This is a genomic window from Glycomyces sp. L485 (assembly GCF_022548875.1).
Taxonomy (GTDB): domain Bacteria; phylum Actinomycetota; class Actinomycetes; order Mycobacteriales; family Micromonosporaceae; genus Glycomyces.
Map to the genome: position 1 here is coordinate 78708 of NZ_JAKZEW010000007.1, position 22648 is coordinate 101355.

At 68.3% G+C, this 22648-nt stretch carries 18 protein-coding genes; 13 read left to right on the plus strand and 5 right to left on the minus strand.

Annotated features, from left to right (window positions below):
• Positions 1-4: 4 nt before the first annotated feature.
• Positions 5-1159: a 23S rRNA (adenine(2503)-C(2))-methyltransferase RlmN gene (gene rlmN / locus L0U85_RS06305; RefSeq protein ID WP_241376907.1), complete on the plus strand. Its 1155-nt coding sequence runs from the start codon at positions 5-7 to the stop codon at positions 1157-1159.
• A 21-nt stretch (positions 1160-1180) separates the two neighbouring features.
• Positions 1181-3196: a DivIVA domain-containing protein gene (locus L0U85_RS06310; RefSeq protein ID WP_347177365.1), complete on the plus strand. Its 2016-nt coding sequence runs from the start codon at positions 1181-1183 to the stop codon at positions 3194-3196.
• A 58-nt stretch (positions 3197-3254) separates the two neighbouring features.
• Here L0U85_RS06310 and L0U85_RS06315 read toward each other — a convergent pair whose 3' ends face one another.
• The gene (locus tag L0U85_RS06315) at positions 3255-3473 is read right to left on the minus strand and encodes a DUF2631 domain-containing protein (RefSeq protein WP_241376909.1); all 219 of its coding nucleotides are present in this window, start codon (positions 3471-3473) and stop codon (positions 3255-3257) included.
• A gap of 126 nt (positions 3474-3599) precedes the next feature.
• Here L0U85_RS06315 and L0U85_RS06320 point away from each other — a divergent pair, with 126 nt between their 5' ends.
• Positions 3600-5153: a Rieske 2Fe-2S domain-containing protein gene (locus L0U85_RS06320; RefSeq protein WP_347177366.1), complete on the plus strand. Its 1554-nt coding sequence runs from the start codon at positions 3600-3602 to the stop codon at positions 5151-5153.
• A gap of 18 nt (positions 5154-5171) precedes the next feature.
• Here L0U85_RS06320 and L0U85_RS06325 read toward each other — a convergent pair whose 3' ends face one another.
• Complete coding sequence (locus L0U85_RS06325) at positions 5172-5945, minus strand: TetR/AcrR family transcriptional regulator (protein ID WP_241376911.1); 774 nt, start codon at positions 5943-5945, stop codon at positions 5172-5174.
• A 155-nt stretch (positions 5946-6100) separates the two neighbouring features.
• On the opposite strand from L0U85_RS06325, the gene L0U85_RS06330 reads away from it, so the two are divergent.
• From L0U85_RS06330 to map, 10 genes are all read left to right on the plus strand, one after another.
• A complete protein-coding gene (locus L0U85_RS06330) occupies positions 6101-8302 on the plus strand; it encodes an MMPL family transporter (RefSeq protein ID WP_241376912.1) in 2202 nt (733 codons plus the stop codon).
• Between the two features lie 411 nt (positions 8303-8713).
• A complete protein-coding gene (locus L0U85_RS20520) occupies positions 8714-9508 on the plus strand; it encodes a sugar ABC transporter permease (protein WP_347177371.1) in 795 nt (264 codons plus the stop codon).
• On the plus strand, positions 9498-10409 hold the full coding sequence (locus L0U85_RS06340) for a carbohydrate ABC transporter permease (RefSeq protein WP_241376914.1): 912 nt from the start codon (positions 9498-9500) through the stop codon (positions 10407-10409). The genes L0U85_RS20520 and L0U85_RS06340 overlap by 11 nt, the downstream gene beginning before the upstream one ends.
• Positions 10410-10446: 37 nt before the next feature.
• Positions 10447-11742, plus strand: coding sequence for an ABC transporter substrate-binding protein (locus tag L0U85_RS06345; protein WP_241376915.1), 1296 nt, complete (start codon positions 10447-10449; stop codon positions 11740-11742).
• A 99-nt stretch (positions 11743-11841) separates the two neighbouring features.
• Positions 11842-12687: a formyltetrahydrofolate deformylase gene (gene purU / locus L0U85_RS06350; protein ID WP_241376916.1), complete on the plus strand. Its 846-nt coding sequence runs from the start codon at positions 11842-11844 to the stop codon at positions 12685-12687.
• A gap of 45 nt (positions 12688-12732) precedes the next feature.
• Positions 12733-13917 carry a 1-deoxy-D-xylulose-5-phosphate reductoisomerase gene (gene dxr, locus L0U85_RS06355; protein WP_347177372.1) on the plus strand — a complete coding sequence of 395 codons (1185 nt, stop codon included), beginning with the start codon at positions 12733-12735 and terminating at the stop codon, positions 13915-13917.
• 16 nt (positions 13918-13933) lie between these two features.
• The gene (locus L0U85_RS06360; RefSeq protein WP_347177373.1) at positions 13934-15190 is read left to right on the plus strand and encodes a site-2 protease family protein; all 1257 of its coding nucleotides are present in this window, start codon (positions 13934-13936) and stop codon (positions 15188-15190) included.
• A 70-nt stretch (positions 15191-15260) separates the two neighbouring features.
• Positions 15261-16436 carry a flavodoxin-dependent (E)-4-hydroxy-3-methylbut-2-enyl-diphosphate synthase gene (gene ispG, locus L0U85_RS06365; protein ID WP_241376919.1) on the plus strand — a complete coding sequence of 392 codons (1176 nt, stop codon included), beginning with the start codon at positions 15261-15263 and terminating at the stop codon, positions 16434-16436.
• A gap of 238 nt (positions 16437-16674) precedes the next feature.
• Positions 16675-17196 carry a hypothetical protein gene (locus tag L0U85_RS06370; protein ID WP_241376920.1) on the plus strand — a complete coding sequence of 174 codons (522 nt, stop codon included), beginning with the start codon at positions 16675-16677 and terminating at the stop codon, positions 17194-17196.
• A gap of 323 nt (positions 17197-17519) precedes the next feature.
• The gene (gene map, locus L0U85_RS06375; RefSeq protein ID WP_241376921.1) at positions 17520-18416 is read left to right on the plus strand and encodes a type I methionyl aminopeptidase; all 897 of its coding nucleotides are present in this window, start codon (positions 17520-17522) and stop codon (positions 18414-18416) included.
• 107 nt (positions 18417-18523) lie between these two features.
• Here map and L0U85_RS06380 read toward each other — a convergent pair whose 3' ends face one another.
• Genes L0U85_RS06380 through L0U85_RS06390 form a run of 3 tightly spaced genes read right to left on the minus strand, consistent with a single transcriptional unit; the run spans position 18524 to position 22630 of the window.
• The gene (locus tag L0U85_RS06380) at positions 18524-21325 is read right to left on the minus strand and encodes an ABC transporter permease (protein WP_241376922.1); all 2802 of its coding nucleotides are present in this window, start codon (positions 21323-21325) and stop codon (positions 18524-18526) included.
• Positions 21325-22044: an ABC transporter ATP-binding protein gene (locus tag L0U85_RS06385; protein WP_241376923.1), complete on the minus strand. Its 720-nt coding sequence runs from the start codon at positions 22042-22044 to the stop codon at positions 21325-21327. Before L0U85_RS06385 ends, L0U85_RS06380 begins: the two co-directional genes overlap by 1 nt.
• Positions 22045-22048: 4 nt before the next feature.
• The gene (locus tag L0U85_RS06390; protein WP_241376924.1) at positions 22049-22630 is read right to left on the minus strand and encodes a PadR family transcriptional regulator; all 582 of its coding nucleotides are present in this window, start codon (positions 22628-22630) and stop codon (positions 22049-22051) included.
• Between the last annotated feature and the right edge of the window lie 18 nt (positions 22631-22648).

A 22648-nucleotide genomic window follows, 5' to 3' on the forward strand; every position in this document is an offset into this window, starting at 1 on the left:
TGACATGTCTGTAGCACTCACGTTGACCGAGCCGCGCCCCCGCAAGGCCGCGCCGCGACACCTCGCCGACCTGGATCTGGCGGGGTGCCAGTCTGTTCTGTCCGAAATCGGACAGCCGCCTTTTCGCGCCAAGCAATTGCGCAACCAGTACTTCGGACGCCACGTCGGCGACGCGAACCTGATGACCGACCTGCCCGCCGCCGCGCGCGAGGCCATCGGCGAGGCCCTGCTGCCGCGCCTGCTGGATCCGGTCCGCCTCGACGACTGCGACAACGGCGAGACCGTCAAGGCCGTCTGGCGCCTGCACGACGGCGCACTGGTCGAGAGCGTCATCATGGCCTATCCCGACCGGATCACCGCTTGCGTGTCCTCGCAGGCCGGGTGCGGCATGGCCTGCCCGTTCTGCGCCACCGGCCAGGGCGGCCTGACCCGCAATCTGACCACTGCCGAGATCGTCGACCAGGTCGTCAACTGCGCGCGCATAGCCGCCGAGCGCGGTCTGGGGCGTCTGTCGAACATCGTGTTCATGGGCATGGGCGAGCCGCTGGCGAACTGGGCCCGGCTCAAGGCCGCGCTGCGGCTCATCACCGACCCGGTCCCCGACGGCCTCGGCATGTCGGCGAGGCACGTGACCGTCTCCACTGTGGGATTGGTCCCCGCGATCGGCAGACTCGCCGCCGAGGGACTGCCGGTGACGCTGGCGGTGTCGCTGCACGCCCCCGACGACGAACTGAGGGACGAGCTGGTCCCGATCAACACGCGCTGGAAGGTCGCCGAGGTGCTGGATGCGGCCTGGGAGTACGCTTCGGTGACGAAGCGTCGCGTTTCCATCGAGTACGCGATGATTCGCGATGTCAACGATCAGCCTTGGCGGGCAGACCTACTGGGTGAGCTACTAGCGGGTAAGTTGGTTCATGTGAACCTGATCCCGCTCAACCCCACGCCGGGGAGCCGCTGGGACGCGAGTCCCAAGGCGGTAGAGGCGGAATTCGTGCGACGGCTGCGTGCGGCGGGTGTGTCGACAACCGTCAGGGATACGCGTGGCCAAGAGATCGACGGCGCCTGCGGACAGCTGGCCGCTTCGGTCCGGGAGGCTGGCTCGCCCAGCACTGCCGGCGCGAAGCCCGGCGAGCTGTCCTCTACCGGTGCCGCGAGTTAGGCGGAGAAGGGCGGCTTGGTAGTGGCGAGTCATGGGGATCGATTCAGGCGCCGTGCGTTGAGCAGGGGGTACAAGGTCGACGAAGTGGACGCGTTCCTGGACCGCGTGGAGGCCACGCTCGCCGGTGAACCCGTCGGCAGCCCCGTGACGGCCGACGAGGTCGACGACGTCGTCTTCCGCGTCCGATTCGGCGGCTACGACGAATGGCAGGTAGACGTCTACCTCGACCGCGTGGCGCGCCAGCTCGCCGAGCTCGAGGAGCGGGGCGTGCTCGGCACTGCTCCGGCCCCCGACTACGGCAAACCCGACAGCACCGCCGCTGCCGCCGCGGTCCCACCACCCCAGCAGGCTCCCGGCCAGCGACGCAGCCCCGACCCTGATCCGACGCAGGCGATCCCGGCCAGGGACATCATGGCGGCCCACGAGGCCGCCCCGCCTCCTCCGCCTCCGGCCCGCGAGCCGGTGGGCCGCGCCGCCCGCGCGGCCGCGGCCCCTCCCGAACACGAAGGCTTCGGCGATCTGCGCGGCGACGACGGCGAGGGCTTCGGCTTCCTCGCCGCTCCTCCCGGTGACGACTACGAGGACCCGTTCGCGAAGCGAGGCGGAGCGGACGACGCGTACGGCGCGAATCCCCGCGGCGGCGCTCCCGAACCGGCGATGCCGCAGCAGGGAGGCGACTTCGGGGCCCCGCGCGACCCCGAGCCGGCCGCCGGGCGAGGCGGCGACTTCGGCCCGCAGCGACGCGACCCCGCACCGCCGCGCGCAGGCGGACAGATCCACGACGCGCCCCAAGCGGGCTCGTCCCCGCACGGCGCGACCGAGCAGCTGCCGCTCCAGTCCGATCCGCGCCGCGGCGCCTTCCCACCGCCCGACGGGCCCTCTGCCGGGGGCTACGGCCCGCCGCCGTCCAACGACGACACTCAGATCCAGCCCGCCGCGACGGGCGCGGCGCCTCCGGGCCGCCGCGCGGCCCCGGACCCGGCACCGGGCTTCGGCGCCGCCTACGACGACGAGACGAGCGACACCGGCCGCCGCGCCGCGGCGCCGCCGCTCGGCCCGTCCTCACAGCCGCCCATGCCCCCGACCCCGCAGGGCCCGCCCACCGGGCCGATCCAGCAGGGCGGACCGCGCCAGCCGATGTCGCAGGGCGTCCCGCCGGCGCCGCCGACCGCGCCGATCCAGCAGTCCCAGCAGATTCCGCCACAAGGCGAGGCGTACGGCGCGCGAGCGCGCGGCGCCTACGGGCGCGACGGATACGGCTCCGACGCCGGATACCAGCCTGAGCCCCAGGCACCGCAGCACGACGGCTTCGCACCCGAAGGGCACGGACCCGAGGACACCGGCTTCGGCCGCCGTGCCGCTCCGCCGAGCCCGCCTCCGGCCGCAGGAGGCTTCGGCGGGCCTCCCGGTCACGTCTCGGGTCCGCCCGCGGGGGACAACGGCGTGTACGGAGCGCCGGCCCAAAGCGACAACGGCGTGTACGGCGCGCCGCCCCAAGGCGGCTACGGCGCCCAGCCGCAGAATGACTACGGCGGGTACGGCGCCCAGCCCCAAAGTGACAACGGAGTCGCCTACGGCGCCGCGCCGCAGAACGACAACGGAGTCGCCTACGGTGGCGCCACCCCCCCGCCTCAGCCTCCGCGAGGCGCGGCCGCACCGCCGGACTTCGGCCGCCGCAACCCCTACGAGGGCCGCGGCGCGTTCGAGGCGCCCGGCCGCCACGGCCGCGAGGAGATGACCACCGAGATGCGGGCCTCGGACTCGCCGTTCACCTCTGACGACGTCCAGCGCCTCGAACAGCTGCGGCGGGCCTTCCAGCCCCGACGCTTCGGCTCTGGTTACGACCCGAGCCAGGTCGACCAGATGTTCGACGCGGTGTCGGCGGCGATGACCGGACGCAACGCGGTGCCGCTCTCCGACAGGGAGCTCGACACCAGCCAGTTCTCACTGGTGCAGGGCGGCTACTTCGAGGCCGAAGTGGACTCCGCGCTGCGCGAGGTCAGGGAGCTGTTCGCGCGCCGCGGCATGATGCACTAGAGGGCAACGCGAACGGGGCTGCGAATCGCAGCCCCGCAGCGGTGTCCTGCGACGGTCGTCAGCGCAGGCCGCGCTTGCGCATCACGGCGTCCACGGCGACGACGGCGACCAGAGCCGCGGCCGACAGCACGATGAAGACGTCCTCGACCCGGCCGACGTGGTTGCCGAACAGGAAGGTCAGCAGGATGGCCGCGCCGATCAGCAGGGCGGAGTACATGGCCTTGCGGCTGGTGGGCTTGCGCTGATCGGGCGCGAGAATCTGCTCTTCGGCTGCCATTTGGGTTCCTCCAACCAATCCGATATCGCTGACAGTCTCCCACGCCACATGGACCAACGTCCCTGACCCGCCTCGGCTGTGAGCTGTAAAGTTGAGGCACTGTCGACCAATTCCGGAAGGGTACCCGTGCGCATTACCGGCACTGGCCACGCCAGCATGTTCATCGAGACAGCCGCAGGTTCCATCCTCTGCGACCCATGGGTCAATCCCGCCTACTTCGCCTCCTGGTTCCCCTTTCCCGACAATTCCCAGCTCGACTGGGACACCCTCGGCCGCGCCGACTACCTCTACGTCTCGCACCTGCACCGCGACCACTTCGACGAGGAGAACCTCTCGAAGCACATCAGCAAGGACACGACCGTCCTGCTGCCGGAGTACCCCACCTCCGAGCTGGAGTCGGAGCTGCGCGAGCTGGGCTTCCACAAGTTCATCAAGACCGTCTCGGAGGAGATCGTCGAACTGCCCGGCGGAGTCAAGGTGATGATCCAGGCCTTGACCAGCCCCACCGACGGCCCGATCGGGGACTCGTCGCTATGGGTCGAGGACGCCGACGGCACGCGCCTGCTCAACCAGAACGACGCCCGCCCCACCGACCTGAGCGTCTTCCTCCAGCACGGCAAGATCCACGCGCACCTGCTCCAGTTCTCCGGCGCGATCTGGTTCCCCATGGTCTACGAACTCCCCGACAACGCCAAGCGCGCCTTCGGCAAGCAGAAGCGCGAGCGGGGCTTCGACCGATCGCTGCGCTACATCGACGACGTCGACGGCGACTGGGTCTTCCCGATCGCCGGCCCGCCCTGCTTCCTCGACGACGAGCTGTACCAGTTCAACGACGTCTTCGACGACGAGGGCAACATCTTCCCCGACCAGCTGTCCTACACCGACTGGCTCGAAGAGCAGGGCCGCAAGAACAACATCATCCTGCTGCCCGGCTCGGTGGCCGAGGTCGGAGCCGACGGCTCGGCGAACGTGACGCACCCCGTCCAGGACCTGCGCGGATGGTTCGCCGACAAGAAGCAGCACCTCGACGCCTACAAGGAGCGCCAGGCCGAGCGCATCGCCGCCGAGAAGGCCTCCTGGTCGCACCCCGAGATCGATGTGCTGGAGACGCTGCGGGAGCGGATCGAGCCGCTCATGGAATCGGCCGAGCACATCTCCACCGGCATCGGAGGCCCGGTCCGGTTCGACCTGACCGCGCCGGACTCCGACGAGGTCGTCGAGTCGATCGTCTTCGACTTCCTGGAGCGCAAGATCTACCCCGACGACGGGGCGAAGGTCCGCTACCGCTTCCGCACCGAGCGGCGCCTGATCGAGCACCTCCTGCACATCCGCGAAGTCGACTGGGTCAACTCGTTGTTCTTGTCATGCCGGTTCACCGCCGCGCGCATCGGCCAGTACAACGAGTACATCTACGCGTTCTTCAAGTGCCTGTCCGAGGAGCGCGTCCAATACGCCGAGGGCTGGTACGCCGAGCAGCGCCCCGACGACGAGGACATCACCATGCAGGGCTGGACGATCCAGCGCCGCTGCCCGCACCTCAAGGCCGACCTGTCGGTGTTCGGCAAGGTCGAGGAGGGCGTGCTCACCTGCCAGATGCACGGCTGGAAGTGGAACCTGAACTCCGGGAAGTGCATGACGAGCGTCGGGCACGACATTCGCAGCTCCAAGGCCGAGGACTAGGGTCGTCGAGCCCGGCACTCAGGGCTCGATGCCGAAGTCCTTCATCATCGACCGGATCTGCGCCTCGTAGAACTCGTCGATGTTGTCGTGCACCGGCATGGACCCGAAGGCCTCCATGGTGACGAGCCCGAACACCCGGACCCAACCGGACGTGAAGGCGTAGACCCAGCTGAGCGGCAGATCAGCGCCGATGATCATGGCCGCGCACTTCTCCTGGATCTCGCGGCGCAGCCCTTCGGACATCTCGGGCATCTCGACCTGTGAGAAGTCGAAGCCCTCGCCCTTGGTCTGCTTGTAGTAGGCGGCGAGCTCGTGTCCGCACTGCTGGGCGTGCTCCATCGACTTCCGGGTGACCGGATCGAGCTGTTCGAACGGCACGTCCGCATCGTTGCTGCACATCGCCAGCGCGTTCTGCTCATCGTCCTCGGGCGCGTTCAGCATGAGTTCGAATTCGCGTCGGTTGGACACGGCCCAGGACCGGAACGACCAGATCCAGGCCTTCATGCGTTCGAGGTGGTCGTCCGCGGGCCATGCGTCCATGGATTCGCGCGTGGCCTCGATGAGCTCGTCGTAGAAGTCGCAGCACAGTTCCTTCAGCAGCGAGTCCAGACTGTCGAAGTACCTGTACAGCGCGGCGGGCGACACGCCGACCTCCCTGGCGATCGCTCGCAGGGATATCCCGCTCGGCCCGTGCTTCAGGAGCTGGCCTCGTGCGCTGGCCTTGATCTCGCCGATCGTCTCTGCGCGCATCCGCTCGCGCCGGCTCGGGCTCCCCGTGGTGTTCGAACTCACAGCTCTCCTCTGGCGACAATGTCGTTAACGGTGTTGACTCAACAAGCGCCGTTAATTATAGTGAACACTGTTAGCTCAATATTCAATGCTCACTATCTTACCGCTGTTCGGACCCCCGACACCAGCGGTCAACGCCTCCCAATGAGGAGAAGCTCATGTATTCCCTGCTAGGCCGCACGGTCATCAAGGCTCGCTGGCTCATCGTCGTCGGCGTGGCGGCGGTCTTCGCCATCGGCTCGACCTGGGGTCTTGGCGTCTTCGACGAGTTCACCGACGGCGGCTTCGTCTCCGCCGACGCGCGGTCGGTCACCGACGCCGAAGCCATCGAAGAGGAGTTCGGCTCCACCGGCGCCGACGTCATCGTCCTGTACAGCGCGGACGACATGACGGTCGACGACCCCGACTTCCAGGCCGCGGTCACCGGTGCCGCCGCCGACATGGCCGCCCTCGACGAGGTGGACCGCGCTCAGACCTACTACGAGACCGGCGCCGAGACCTTCGTCGCGAACGACCGGCACTCGACCTTCGTCGCAGTCGCCCTCGGCGGCGGCACCTCCGACGAGGCACTTGCCAACACCTATGAGGCCGTCCGGGAGGAGCTGCGAGCGGCCGGCGACACCGACGGCTTCGACGTCGCCCTCGGCGGCGGCGCGGCGGTCTTCTACGACATCAACGAGCAGGTCCAAGAGGACCTTGAGATCGCCGAGATGATCTCGCTGCCGCTGCTGCTGGTCATCATGATCGTCGTCTTCGGCGCCCTGGTCGCCGCCTCGCTGCCCCTCCTCATCGGCGGCATGGCGATCCTCGGCGGCTTCGCCCTGACCCGCGTCATCACCGAGTTCACCGACGTCTCCATCTTCGCGGCCAACGTCATCACGATCATCGGCCTCGGCATGTCCATCGACTACGCACTGTTCGTGTTGCGGCGGTTCCGGGAGGAGCTGGCGAACGGCCGCGACAAGCGCGCGGCGGTCCTCGGCACCGTCGCGACCGCCGGGCGGACCGTCATGGTCTCGGGCCTCATCATCGTCCTGTCCATGGTCGGACTGCTGCTGGTCGACGTGCCGTTCCTGCACGGCATCGCCTACGGCGTCATGTCGGCGGTGGGCATCGCGATGCTCTCGGCGCTGGTGGTGCTCCCGGCGATCCTCTACCTGCTCGGCCACCGCGTCGACAAGGGCCGGGTTCCCTCTCGGCGGCGCTCGCGAGAGTCGCATCCGTCCGGCGGACGCGACAGCGTCGCGAAGTCCGACACGGGCTTCTGGCACGGCCTGGCCGCCGGCGTCATGCGCCGCCCGGTCCTGATCCTACTGCCGGTCCTCGCGTTCATGGCGCTGCTCGCCGGCCCGGTTCTGGGCGCCGAGTTCGGCGGCGTCGACGAGCGCGACATGCCCGCCGACGCCGAGTCCCGCGTGGTCACCGAGACGGTCGCCGCCGACTTCCCCGGCGGCGACGCCGAGACCTTCGAGGTCATGGTCTCCGGTGGGGGAGGATCGGCCCTGGCCGAGGCCATGCAGGCGCTTGAACGCCTCGACCACGTCGAAGGCGTCGTCCCGGTAGACGAGTCTGCCGACTCCACCCACCTGCGGGTCCACTACGACGTCGACCCGTTCAGCGCCGAGTCCCGCCACCTCATCGAACAAGTCCGGGACATCGAGGTGCCCGGCGCCGAGCTGTTCGTCACCGGCGGCGCCTCGGATCTGGTCGACATGTTCGACGCGATCGTGGAGGGCCTGCCAGCCATGGTCGGCTACATCGTCGCCGTCACGATGATCGTGCTGTTCCTGGCCTTCGGCTCGATCGTCCTGCCGGTCAAGGCGGTCCTGATGAACTTCGTGTCGCTGGCCGCCGCGATCGGCGTGGTGGTGTGGATCTTCCAGGAGGGCCACCTCTCGGACTTCCTCGGCTTCACCGCCACCGGCTATCTCAACCCGTCGAACCTGCTGCTCATGGCGGTGCTGCTGTTCGCGCTGTCGACCGACTACGAGGTCTTCCTCCTCTCTCGCGTCCGCGAGGAGTGGGACAACGGGGCCGACAACCGCACCGCGGTCCTGCGCGGGATGCAGAAGACCGGTTCGATCATCACCGCGGCGGCGCTGATCCTCATCGTCGTGGTCGGCGCCTTCGCCACCGGCGGCATCACCTTCATGAAGATGATCGGCCTGGGAATGGCCGTGGCGATCTTCCTCGACGCCACCGTCGTGCGCATGCTGCTGGTGCCGGCGACGATGCGTCTGCTGGGCACCGCCAACTGGTGGGTCCCCGGTCCCCTGGCCCGCCTGTACTCCAAGTACGGTCTCAAGGAGAGCGAAGAGGCGGCCGATCCGGCCGACCGGAAGGTCGCCGTCGAGGTCTGACCTCATCGGATTCCACGGCCCGTCTCAGTCGCCCTGAGACGGGCCGTTTCCTGTTGTCAGTGTTGCCAGAGTGACGACAGATGCATACAAGCGCTTGCCTTGCGGAAGGTGCCAAAGATATTGAAGAATTTAACTTGACCCATTGACAATTAAGCAAGCGGTTGCATAGCCTGGTGTGACTTGGAGCTAAGCCCCTCCGAAAGGCCTCAATACTCTATGACCGACAATGAAGTCGCCGTTGTGCCAACGAAAGCGCACAATTCCGACGACGCCAAGGCCCCTCCGCCCGAGCCGCCGACGTCGCGAGCCGGTCGCGGCTACCGCTCGTCCGCGCGCCGCCGCGAGCGCTGGGCCGCCCTGAGCTTCCTCGCGCCGTTCCTGATCGGACTGACCGTCGTAACGATCGGGCCGATGGTCGCCTCGCTGTACCTGTCGTTCACCGACTACAGCCTCATCGGCGACGCGAACTGGATCGGCCTCGAGAACTACCAGCGGATGCTCGAAGACCCGCGCCTGCTGACCTCCATCGGCGTCACCTTCCGGTACGTCTTCATCTCTGTGCCGCTCCAGCTCGCCATGGCCCTGGGCCTGGCGATGGTCCTCGACCGCGGCGTGCGCGGCCTGCCGATCTACCGCTCGATCTTCTACCTGCCCTCGCTCCTCGGCGGCTCGGTGGCCATCGCCATCATGTGGCGCCAGGTCTTCGGCACCGAGGGCCTGGTCAACCAGGTCCTCGCCATCTTCGGCGTCCAGGGCCAGGGTTGGATCTCCCACCCCGACTACGCCCTGGACACGCTGATCATCCTCAACGTGTGGACGTTCGGGTCCCCGATGGTCATCTTCCTGGCCGGACTCCGGCAGATCCCCGTCATGTACTACGAGGCGGCCAGAGTCGACGGCGCCGGACCGATCCGCCGGTTCCTCAACATCACCGTCCCGCTGCTGACCCCGATCATCTTCTTCAACCTCGTGCTCCAGATCATCAACGCGTTCCAGGCGTTCACCCAGGCGTTCATCGTCTCGGGGGGCAAGGGGGGACCGTCGGACTCGACGCTGTTCTACACGCTCTACCTCTACGAGCGGGGCTTCACCGCCTTCGACATGGGCTACGCCTCGGCCCTGGCCTGGCTCCTGCTCATGATCATCGGGTTGTTCACGGCCCTCAACTTCTTCATGTCGAAACTCTGGGTGTTCTATGGCGACTAAGACTCAGGCCCCCGTCCACCAGGTTCCGGTCGAACGCAGGCCGACCGCGCGCCGCCCCCGGGGCCGCTCGGAACTGGGCTCCCTGCGCCGCCTTCTGATCCACTTGGGACTCATCGCGTTCGCGATGATCATGATCTACCCGCTGCTTTGGATGCTATCGGCCTCGTTCAAACCGCTCGACGAGATCTTCTCCGACCCGAGCCTGATCCCCTCGACCCTCGAGTGGCGCAACTACGTCGACGGCTGGACCGCCCTGCCGCACCCGTTCCACCGGTACATCTTCAACTCGACGGTCATCGTGGCCGGCGCGATCATCGGCAACCTCGTCTCCTGCTCGATGGCCGCCTATGCCTTCGCGCGGCTGCAGTTCCCGCTGCGCGGCATGTTGTTCGCGATCATGCTGGCGACCATCATGCTGCCGATCCACGTGGTGATCATCCCGCAGTACATCCTGTTCAACAACTTCGGCTGGATCAACACCTTCTGGCCCTTGATCGTGCCGAAGCTGCTGGCCACGGACGCCTTCTTCATCTTCTTGATGGTGCAGTTCATCCGCGGCCTGCCCCGCGAGCTCGACGAAGCCGCCAAGATCGACGGATGCAGCCACTGGGGCGTGTTCCTGCGCGTCATCATGCCGCTGTGCACCCCCGCACTGGCCACCACCGCGATCTTCACGTTCATCTGGACGTGGAACGACTTCTACTCGCAGCTGATCTACATCCGCGACATCGACCTTCAGACCGTGCCACTGGCATTGCGCCTATTCCTCGACTCACAGGGCCAGACCTCCTGGGGAGCCCTCTTCGCGATGTCCATCGTGGCACTGGGCCCGATCTTCGGGTTCTTCCTCGCCGGCCAGCGGTACCTCGTCCGAGGCATCGCCACCACCGGCATCAAGTAACACGGCAACCAACCTCATCCTCTGAAAGGACGAGACGATGAAATCATCCAACCCCTCGGGCCTGAGCCGGCGAACGCTCGCAAAGGCCGGTCTGTTCGGAGCAACGGCCGCGCCGCTCCTGGCCGCCTGCGGCAACGACGGCGGCGGCGAAGGCGGGTCCGGGGAACTCACCTTCATGTGGTGGGGGTCCGACCCCCGCCACGAGTACACGCGCCAGATCATCGAGGCCTTCACAGCCGCCAACTCGGACGTCTCCATCGAGGAGTCGGTCGCCGACTGGTCCGGCTACTGGGACGCGCTGAACGTCTCGGTCTCCGGTGGGAACGCCCCCGACGTGATGCAGCACGAGGAGCGCTACCTGCGGGAGTACGCCGAGCGCAACACACTCCTGTCCCTCGACGACATCGGCATCGACATGAGCAACCTCGACCCGGCCGTGCTGGAGGGCGGCCGGCTCGACGGCACCACCTACGGCATCGGCACCGGCGTCAACGCCCTGTGCCTGCTGGTGAATCCGGCGCTCGTCGACGCCGCCGGACTCTCCATGCCCGACGACACCAGTTGGACCTGGGAAGACTTCATGACCTTCGTCAGCGACCTGTCGGCCGGCGGCGACGCGATCGGCAACTCGGGCCTGTCGTTCAACAACGAGGCGCTGTTCAACGTCTTCGCGCGCCAGCGGGGCGAGAGCCTCTACACCCCCGACGGCGCGCTCGGCTTCAGCGCCGAGACCATGAACGCCTGGTGGACCATGGTGTCCGATCTCCAGTCGTCCGGCGGCATCCCGGAGGCCACCGTCATCGTGGAGGCCGCCGCGGCGGGCCAGGACCAGGCTCCGCTGGCGACCGGCAACGGCGTCACCGAGTTCTACTGGTCCAACCAGGTCGCGGCGATCGAGGAGGTTCTCGGCGGCGAGCTGCAGCTCCTGCGAGTCCCAGGGGAGTCCGCCCAGTCGGGCATGTACCTCAAGCCCGCCATGTTCTGGGCGGTCTCTGCCGAGACCGGCGACCCCGAGGCGGCCGGCAAGCTGGTCGACTTCCTCCTCAACACCGAGGAGTCGATCGACCTCATGCTCACCGACCGCGGCCTGCCGGCCAACCTCGAACAGCGCGAGCGCATCCTGCCGACCCTGGACGCGGGCGACGCCAAGGGCGCGGACTTCATCGCGGCGATCACCCCCGACCTGGCCGAGGGCCCGCCCGTCCCGCCGATCGGGGCCGGCCAGATCGCCGACATCTCGCTGCGGGTCTATGAGCCGCTGCTGTTCGGCGACGCCGACCCCGAGCAGACCACCGAGCAGTTCATGACCGAGGCCGAAACCGCGATCGGCTAGAAAGCCCCAGTCGGCCCGCCGGGCGCGCACTCGCCCGGCGGGCCATTTCACGTCCCACCGGCTTGGCGGCCCCACCGCACGACACGTACCATTGCCGGGATGACCAGCCAGTTCGTGCTCACGCTCTCGTGCCCTGACCGTCTCGGCATCGTCTACGCCGTCTCGGGGTTCCTGACCCGCCGCAACGCCAACATCGAGGACTCGCAGCAGTTCTCCGAGCACGGTTCGGGACGCTTCTTCATGCGAGTCGAGTTCACTGCTGGGAGTGCGCGCAACGAGCTGGCAGTCGGCTTCACCGAGATCGCCCGCGAATTCGACATGGACTGGCAGCTGCACGACCGAAACGTCAAACCCCGGGTGCTCATCATGGCCTCCAAGCAGGGCCACTGCCTGAACGACCTGCTGTACCGCTTCCGCATCGGCGCGCTCCACGGCGAGGCCGCGGCCGTGGTCTCCAACCACCCCGACTGGGCCGACCTGGCGGCCTCCTCCTGCGTACCGTTCCAACACCTGCCGGTCGGTCCGGCAGGCAAGGCCGCCCAGGAGCACGCGCTGCTCGAGCTCATCGACCACGAGCGGATCGACGTGGTCGTCCTGGCCCGCTACATGCAGATCCTCTCCTCCGAGTTCTGCGCCAAGCTCCCGGGACGGATCATCAACATCCACCACTCGTTCCTGCCGAGCTTCAAAGGCGCCAAGCCCTACCACCAGGCCTACGAGCGCGGCGTCAAGCTCATAGGCGCGACCTGCCACTACGTGACCGCCGACCTCGACGAGGGCCCCATCATCGACCAGGAGGTCGCCCGCGTCGACCACACGATGAGCCCCGACGAGCTCGTCGCCGCAGGACGCGACCTCGAATCGACCTGCCTCGCCCGCGGCCTCGCCGCCCACCTCGATCAGCGTATACTCCTCAACGGCACCAAGACTGTGGTGTTCCGGTAGAGCACCGTGGCCCATACTGACCCCGTGACAGACCTTCGTGAGATCGTGCTGCTGGGCTCGACCGGCTCCGTCGGCACCCAGGCCATCGACATCGTCAAAGCCAACCCCGACCGCTTCCGCGTCGTCGCCATCGGAGCCCAGGGGTCGAACCCCGCCCTCCTCGCCGAGCAGGCGGTCGAGCTCGGCGTCGAGGCCGTCGCGGTCGCCGACGCCACCGCCGTCGAAGAGGTCCAACTACGCCTGTTCGCCGCCGCCACCGAACGCGGCTGGACCTCAGGCGACGCCAGGATCCCCAAGATCCTCGCCGGGCGCTCGGCCATGCGCGAGATCGCCACTTGGCCGGCCCACACGGTGGTCAACGCCATGAACGGCTCGATCGGCCTGGAACCGACCCTCGCCGCCCTCGAGGCCGGCCGCCGCCTCGCCCTCGCCAACAAGGAGTCCCTGGTCGCCGGCGGTGCGCTGGTGCGCGAGGCCGCCCGGCCCGGCCAGATAGTCCCGGTCGACTCCGAGCACTCCGCGCTCGCCCAGTGCCTGCGCTCGGGCGGCGCCGAACGGGTCGGCAGACTGGTCCTCACCGCCTCCGGCGGCCCTTTCCGAGGACGGACCCGCGACGAGCTCGCCGAGGTCACCGTGGAGGACGCGCTGAACCACCCCACCTGGGCCATGGGACCGGTCGTCACCATCAACTCCGCCACCATGGTGAACAAGGCCCTCGAGGTCATCGAGGCCCACGAGCTGTTCGACGTCCCCTACGGCCGCATCGACGTCGTCGTCCACCCCCAGTCCGTCGTCCACTCGATGGTCGAGTTCACCGACGGCTCCACCATCGCCCAGGCCTCCCCGCCCGACATGCGCCTGCCCATCGCCCACGCCCTCGCCTGGCCCGACCGGGTCCCCGGCGCCGCCCGCCCCGTCGACTGGACCAAGGCGAGCGACTGGCGCTTCGAGCCGCTCGAGGAGACCGCCTTCCCCGCCGTCTCCCTCGCCAAGGACGCCGGACGCGCCGGAGGCGTCCTGCCCGCGGTCTACAACGCCGCCAACGAAGAAGCGGTCGCCGCCTTTCGTGACGGCCGCCTGCCCTTCCTCGGCATCGTCGACACCGTCGCCGCCGTCTTGGAGATCGCGCCCGAGTTCGGCCGACCCGGCAGTGTCGCAGACGTACTCGAGGCGGAGAACTGGGCGCGCTCGAGTGCGCGCCAGCTAGTGTTGGACGCGTCGGAGCGATAGAAGGAGTCAAGAGTTGCTGGCCTACACCACCGGGATCGTCCTGTTTGCGCTCGCGATACTCATCTCCGTGAGCCTGCACGAGCTCGGCCACATGCTGACGGCCAAGGCGTTCGGCATGAAGGTCACCCGCTACTTCGTCGGCTTCGGCCCCACACTGTGGTCGACCCGCAAGGGCGAGACGGAATACGGCGTCAAAGGCATCCCGCTCGGCGGGTTCGTCAAGATCGTCGGAATGACCCCCCTCGAAGAGGAGGACGAGGAACTCACCGAGAAGGACAAGAAACGCGTCTTCTGGCGAAAGCCACTGTGGCAGCGCACCGTCGTGCTCGCCGCAGGATCGGTCACGCACTTCGTCCTCGCCTTCGCGGTCCTGTGGATCCTCGTCTCCTTCATCGGCGTCGCCAACCCCGCCTTCGCCGAGTCTTACGAGCGGTCTCAGGAGAGCGCCACCGTCGACGTCACCGACTGCATCCCGCCCGAGGACGCCGACCTCGACTTCACCTGCAGCGCCGCCGACCAGCCCGCCCCGGCCTTCGACGCCGGCATGCTGGACGGCGACGAGATCACCGCCGTCGCCGGCCGGGAGGTCACCGACTGGGGCTCCCTCATCGCCGTCGTCTCCGAGCTCGAACCCGGCGAGACGGTCGAGGTCACCGTCGCCCGCGACGGCACCGCCGAGACCTTCCAGGTCACCCCCTACGAGGCCGAGGTCGAGCTGGAGGACGGCACCACCGAGCAGGTCGCCCGCATAGGCGTCACCCCGTGGATCGACCCGGCCATCGACCCGGTCATGGTGGCCGGCCCGGTCCAGGGCGTCGGCGACACCGCCTCCTACACCGGCGACATGTTCCGCGAGACCTTCATCGCGCTCGGCAAGCTGCCCTCCAAGATCCCGCCGCTGTGGGACTCGATCATGGGGGCGGAGCGAGCCGAGGACACGCCCGTCAGCGTCGTCGGCGCCTCGCGTCTCGGCGGCGAGATGGTCCAGTACGACCAGTGGGCCATGTTCTTCATGCTCCTGGTGGTCCTGAACTACTTCATCGGGATCTTCAACCTGCTGCCGCTGCTGCCGATGGACGGCGGGCACATCGCCATCGCCTGGTACGAGAGGGTCCGCTCGTGGCTCGCCGCCAAGCGGGGCATGCCCGACCCGGGCCGAGTGGACTACTTGAAGCTCATGCCGCTGACTTACGCTGTGATCATCCTGCTCGGCGGCTTCATGCTGCTGACCATCACCGCCGACATCGTCAACCCGATCACCATCTTCAATTAGCCCGCTTCAGCAAGGTCGATCCCGTCACCTTCATTCATCAGCTCGCGTCAGTCAGGTGGAAACTAGGCATATGAGCGCAGTGAACCTCGGTATTCCCACGACCCGATCCGCCCCCGAGCCCCTGGCCGAACGCCGGGCGACCCGGCAGCTCAACGTGGGCGGCGTCCTCGTCGGCGGCGGCGCTCCGGTGAGCGTCCAGTCGATGACCACGACCAGGACCGCGGACATCGGCGCGACCCTTCAGCAGATCGCGGAGCTCACGGCCACCGGATGCCAGATCGTCCGTGTGGCATGTCCGACCCAGGACGACGCCGACGCGCTCGGCGTCATCGCCAAGAAGTCGCAGATCCCGGTCATCGCGGACATCCACTTCCAGCCGAAGTACGTGTTCGCCGCGATCGACGCCGGGTGCGCGGCGGTGCGCGTCAACCCGGGCAACATCAAGAAGTTCGACGACAAGGTCGGCGAGATCGCCAGGGCCGCGGCCGGCGCCGGCACCCCGATCCGCATCGGCGTCAACGCCGGGTCGCTCGACAAGCGGCTGCTCGCCAAGCACGGCAAGGCCACCCCCGAGGCGCTGGTCGAATCGGCGCTGTGGGAGGCCTCGCTGTTCGAGGAGCACGGCTTCCGCGACATCAAGATCTCGGTCAAGCACAACGACCCGGTCGTCATGGTCAAGGCCTACCGCCTGCTGTCCCAGCAGTGCGACTACCCGCTCCACCTCGGCGTCACCGAGGCCGGGCCGGCCTTCCAGGGCACCATCAAGTCCGCCGCCGCGTTCGGCGCGCTCCTGGCCGAGGGCATCGGCGACACCATCCGCGTCTCCCTGTCGGCCCCGCCGGTCGAGGAGGTCAAGGTCGGCAACCAGATCCTGGAGTCGCTGGGCCTCAAGGAGCGCGGCCTGGAGATCGTCTCGTGCCCCTCGTGCGGTCGCGCTCAGGTCGACGTCTACACCCTCGCCGAGCAGGTCACCGCCGGACTCGAGGGCCTGCCGGTCCCGCTGCGCGTCGCCGTCATGGGCTGCGTCGTCAACGGCCCGGGCGAAGCCCGCGAGGCCGACCTCGGCGTCGCCAGCGGCAACGGCAAGGGCCAGATCTTCGTCAAGGGCGAGGTCATCCGCACCGTGCCCGAGTCGCAGATCGTCGAGACCCTCATCGAGGAGGCCGTTCGCCTCGCCGAGGAGATGGGCGCCGATCTGCCCGACGAGCTCAAGGAGCTCGCCGGCCCGATCGTTCAGGTTCACTGATTGTCGGATCGGCGACATACGGGCGTCATCAGTAGTCATTAGGCTGGTACGCGTCCACAGGTCACGACACGCTATCGCATTCTGAACACCGACATTCCACCTGCCTACGGGGAAAATTCCATAAATGGGACTCGATGATTTCAGTGTGACGGACGAGTGTGACGCCCGATAATGAGTTCCGCGCCACTATGGCGCGGACCTTGTCGCCGCCACCCGCGAAGGAGGGGGAGCCACCACCATGGGGAAGATCGTCCGACAGATATCCGAAGACGTCACGAAGTACTACTGGTACCCCGGTGAGAAGACCGACTGGATTAGGGCAGCGCTCACATTGATCGGCGGCGGACTCCTGTTCGCCCTCGTATACGCGGTCACCAAGAACAGCCTCATCGCCGCCGTCGTCGCCGGCACGGCGGTGCAGGCCGTCGTGGGCGCCTACCTCGGACGCAGGGATGCCGCCGGGCTCTCCGAGTTCCACGATCCAACAGCCGAGCGCCGCGCCGCCGTCGCCGACGGCACCCGGGCCGCCTGGCGCGGCACCCTCCAAGGCCTCTTGTGCGCCGGCTCGGCGATGCTCGTGCTCAACATGCCCCACGAGGGCTTCCTGGCCGACTGGATCCTGCCGTTCGTGCCCTCGATCGTGGGCGCTTTGGCCCACTCGGGCGGCATGCTCTGGGAGCGGATGGCGCAGGAGGTCGACCCGGACGCGCCGGTCACGGCGCCCGAGCAGGGCGAGACCAAGCAGCTGGAGGCCGCCTAGCGCCGGTGAGAGCCGGTGCGGAGCGACTGCCGCCGTCGCCTGGGTTGGACAGGCGGGGCGCTCGACCGCGGGAGGTGTCGTACACCGAGGCCTCTGCGGTTTCGGAGGCCGCGGAACTGCCACGGGAGCCGCGCCCCGCACCGGCTCGGTAGGTGATGCTGCGACCGGTGTCCTAGGGGACGCCGGGACCTCTCAGGATCCTGCGAACCCAGCCGAAACGCAAGAGATTTTCGGACTCGAGGCGACGGTTTCGTGCGGCGACTCGGTAACGGTGTCGCAGACGTCTCAGGAGGCACGGCGGCCTGGGGCGATAGGCTTGAGCGATGAGCGTTCGTCCCGTTTTGCGTCCAGGCAGGCAGAGCCCCCGCCGTCCCGTCCCCGACTCCATCGAACGGCCGGAATACGTCGACAGGCCACTCCCGCAGCCGTTCCGGGGCTCCGAGGTCAAGGATGCCGAGACCATCGCGAAGATGCGGACCGCCGGGCGCCTCGCGGCGGACGCGCTCGTCGAGGTCGGCAAGGCCGTCGCCCCCGGAGTCACCACCGACGAGCTGGACAGGACCGTCCACGAATACCTCTGCGACCACGGCGCCTACCCGTCCACGCTCGGGTACAAGAGCTTCCCGAAGTCGTGCTGCACCTCGCTCAACGAGGTCATATGCCACGGGATCCCCGACTCGACGGTCGTCCGGGACGGTGACATCGTCAATATCGACATCACCGCCTACATCGGCGGCGTCCACGGCGACTGCAACGCCACGTTCCTGGCCGGGAACGTCTCCGAGGAGGCGCGGCAGCTCGTGGAGCGCACCTGGAAGGCCACCATGCGCGCCATCAAGGCCGTCAAACCGGGCCGCCGGCTCAACGTCGTCGGCAAGGTCATCGAGGCTTACGCCTCCCGCTTCGGCTACGGCGTGGTACGCCAGTTCACCGGGCACGGCATCGGAACCGCGTTCCACTCGGGACTGTACGTCCCGCACTACGACGACCCGAACCTCGACGTCGAGATCGAGACGGGCATGACCTTCACGATCGAACCGATGATCAACATCGGCACGGCCGAACCGGAGATGTGGGACGACGGCTGGACCGCAGTCACCCGGGACCGCAAGTGGTCCGCCCAGTTCGAGCACACCCTCCTGGTCACCGACGACGGCGCCGAGATCCTCACGACGCCATCGGGCGGCATCCCCGCCGCGGGGACCCCGGCGGGCGCATGACCGCTGGGAGCGCGCGCGTCGGTTCCCGGTTCCTGCGATGAATGAAGCGGCGCCGGTCACAGAGATGCCAAGTCTCCGAGGGCCGAACCGGCGCCGCCTCCTCCGTACTAGGTCAGCCGCCGCTCGCTCGGCAGATTCGAGCGCGTGAACAGCGCCGCCCCGCCCATCGCGATCGCCGGGACGGCCACGAGCGCGATCAGCAGATTCAGCCACGGCATCTCGAAGCTGTAGAGCTGGACGAGCGGATACATCCACTTGATGTTCTGGTTCAGCGCCGCCGCGATGCCGGCGAAGCTCGCCAGTCCGACCGCCGTGCCGAGCACGGCGCCCAGCATCGAGATCACCGCCGACTGCCACATCGACAGCCGCCGTCGCAGCCCCGGAGTCGCCCCGACCGCTCCGAGGGTGGTCAGGTCCCTGCGGGTCTCGGCGATGACCAGCCCCGTCGCCACCGCGGTCGCACCGAGCGCCACGATCCCGGTGATCCCGGCCGCGATCAGCGCGGTGTAGTACCCGAACCGGTTGTCACCGCTCGACTGGGAGACGAAGCCGGAGACACCCTCCTCGAGACCGGAGAGACCCGCTTCCAGCAGCGCCTCGTTGATGGCCTGGATGTCCTGTCGCGAGATCGGATCCGCGGCCGACACCAGGTACCGCTGCGGAGCCGGGTCCTCGACCGCGCCCATCACGGCCGTCGCCTCCGGAGCCATGACCACGTCGGCGGGCGCCATCCGCGGCGCGTCCGGAACCAACGCGCGGAAGGAGAACTCCTCGGCGTCGCGACCGTTCTCCTCCTCGGCATCTTCGGTGAAGGACTCCTTCATCTGCGAGAGCGTCACAGTTCCCTCGTCGGTCAACGCCAGCGGATCGCCGATGAGGACGCCGCCGTCCGAGAGGAACGACATCGCCTCGTCGAGATCGTCACCCCCCAATCCCGTGAATGCGGCGACGATGAACGGGTCGTCGGTGACGAGCGCCCCGTTGTTCAGCGAGCTCCCCATGTCGTTGGTGAACGTGCAGCGCTCGTCCTCGACCGCCGCGCGCTGGTCGGACTCGGTCAACTCCGTGTACCCCTCGGCCGCAGCGTCGTAGGGGCAGACGTTCGCCTCCGGCCGCACGATCCTGACCTCGCAGTAGGCCCCCGGGCCGCAGTCGCTGGCGGTCGAATACGCGTGCGCCTCGGGTTGGTCGAGTTCCCGCTCCAGCACCGAGATCACCGACTCGGTGCCGGTCTCGAGCTCCTTCGGACTGGGCCCGGTGTCGTTCTCGTCATTGGACCAGTAGTCGATGTCGAGCTCGACCATGCCCTCGGGCGTGGCGTACATGCTCGACTCGTCCCAGCGGTCGCCGTCGCTGATCGCGAACATGGTGATGGCGAGGCCGCCCGCCACGACCGCCATGATCGCGGCGACGGCCGGCGCGGCTGCGCTGCGGTTGCGCCCGGCCTCGCGCAGCGCCATGCGCGGCGCCAGCCCGAGTCTCCTGCCGAGTTTCGAGATGGCCGCGACCAGGCCGGGTGTGCAGCACACCAATCCGATCTGCAGGGCCGCCAAACCGACGACCATGCCGATCGTCGTGTTGGTGACGACCCCGGCGATCCCCGCCGCAGCTCCCAGGGCGATGAGCCCGAGGCCGATGAAGGTCCAACGCTTCTTCGCGCGAGGCTGGGCCCGGCGGCCCGCCAGCGCGGCGCACACGTTGACCTTCGACGCGGCGATGGCGGCGGCGAGCGCCGACATGAGTCCCGTGACGATCGCGAACACCGCGACCAGGATCTGCAACTCCGGCCAGATCTCGAAGCCCATGGACCGGTGGCCGTTCAGGCGCTCCAGGAGCGGCAGGGCGAACCATGTGCCCAAGATCCCGAGCGATATGCCGACGAGGGCGGCGATGATCCCGAACAGCAGCCCTCCCGCCAGCACGGTGGTGCGGATCTGCGCGGGATTCGCGCCCGCCGCGCTCATGAGCGCGAACTCGCGGGTCCGCTGCTTGACACTGATGGCGAAGGCCGGTCCGGCAAGGAGCACCACTTCTAGGACCACGAGCGTCACCAGCAGCGCGATGATCGCGACGACGTTGGCGTCCGCCCCCGAATCACCAGCCATATTGGACTGCGGGGACTCTGTGGGCGGATCGGCCGCCATCGCCCGCGACCACACGGCGATGCCGAGCTCGTTGAGCGCCAGGGCCTGCTCACCGGTGAAATCGCCGGGCACGTCCACCAGCCAGCTCGACGAGCCCTGGTCGCCTGCGAAATCGGGGCCGACGACGAGCCACGCTCTGAGGTTGCTCGGCCGTTCGACGATCGCGGTGATCTCGTACTCGACGTCGTTCTCGCCTTCGATCACCTTCAGGACGCCGCCTACGCCCACCCCCAGGTACCTCGCCGCCTCGATGCTGACCGCCACCTGGCCGGGGCCGGGCGCGTCGCCCTCGACCGTGAGCACGTTCCCGGTCTCGTAGAGCGGGTCGGTCAGGTCGTAACCGACGAACTGGGCGCCGGCAATGCCGTCGGGCGTCCTGACCTGTTCGGACCTGCCGATCATCTGCTCGGTGAACGGCACGAGGCGGCTGCCCTCGGGGAGCACCGCGAGGACGTCCTCCGCATCGACGGGGGGCTCGTCGCGGTCTCCTTCTCTCTCCTCCCAGTTGATGTTCAGCCAGGTGCCCGTCCAGGTCTCCTGTGTGATCGGGCCGGGGTGATAGGTCTCGATGTAGGCGTCGGCGTCGCCCGTGATCTGCTCGACCTGCTGTTCGGGGGTCAGATCGGTGGAGTCGATGGCCGTGACGGCCGCTGCCGTGCCCAGTAGCGGCAGGCACAGGAGGGTGATCGAGAGGATCGATCGGCCCTTGTGGCGCAGCGCTTCGCGCCGCGCGATCCTGAGGGCCAGCCTGAGGCTGCTCAGCATCAGGAGGCCTCCTCGAACAGCGACTCGGGCTGCTCCAGCGGTGCGGAGGTGTCCACGACGCGCCCGTCGCGCAGGAACACGACCCGGTCGGCCCAGCCGGCGTGGCGGGCGTCGTGGGTGACCAGCAGGCCGGCGGCGCCTTCGTCGCAGCGCTTGCGCAGGAGTTTGAGAACGTCTTCACCGGTGGCCGAGTCGAGCGCGCCGGTGGGTTCGTCCGCGAGGACCAGGCGCCGCTCGCCGATGAGCGCCCTGGCGATCGCGGTGCGCTGCGCCTGTCCCCCGGAGATCTCGTCGGGGAACCGGTCGGCGACCTTGGCGTCGAGGCCGACCTCTTCGAGCGCGGCCAGCGCGGCCTTGCGGGCCTTGGAGACGCCCATGCCGTCGAGCTCGAGGGGCAGGGCCGCGTTCTCGGCGGCGGTCAGGCTCGGGACCAGGTTGTAGTCCTGGAACACGTAGCCGACGTGGCGGCGGCGGAGCGCCGCCAGGCGCTTTCGGGAGAGCTTGGAGAGGGACGTGCCCTCTACGCTGACTTCGCCGCTGGTGGGCATGTCGAGGCCCCCCGCGAGGTTGAGCAGTGTGGACTTGCCGGAGCCGGAGGGGCCCATGATGGCCACCATCTCTCCGGATTCGATGGTCAGGTCGGCGTCGAGGAGGGCGTGGACGGCGTTGTGGCCGTCGCCGTGGACACGGCTCACGCCCCGCAATCGCAGGACGGTCATGGAGTCACCGCTTCTCTTCTAGGGTGTCGGAATCAGCCTGGGGCTCGAATTGGTCGAAAGGGGATGGCGCGGGCAACTCGGCTCGTGCCACGACGGCCTCGGTGTGGTCGAGCCAGCGGACCTCGGCCTCGGCGCGGAAGATCATCGACTCCAGCACGAGCTTCCAGGCGAGGTCGGCCGTCTGGTCGTCGGCCTTGAGCCGCGTGTACTCCTGCAGGGTCCGCAGCGTGGCGGCCCTCTGGCGCTGGATGACGTCGGTGACGTCGACGCCCGGCGTGGTGACGGCCAGGGCGAGTTTGATCGTCAGCTCGTCGCGCGGGCGGTCGGCGGCGCGGACCGGGGAGGCGAACCATCCGGCGAGGTGGCGCTTGCCGGCCTCGGTGATCCGGTAGGGGCGCTGGCCGGACTCGTTCTCGGGGAGCGCCTCGACCATCTCGTCGCGTTCGAGCCGGGAGAGCGTGGTGTAGACCTGGCCGATGTTGAGCGGCCAAGTGGCGCCGGTGGCACTCTCGAAGGCGGCGCGAAGCTGGTAGCCGTAGGCGGGCCCGCGTTCCAGCAGCGCCAGCAGGCTGTGTTTGACACTCATGTACAACCTCACATCACA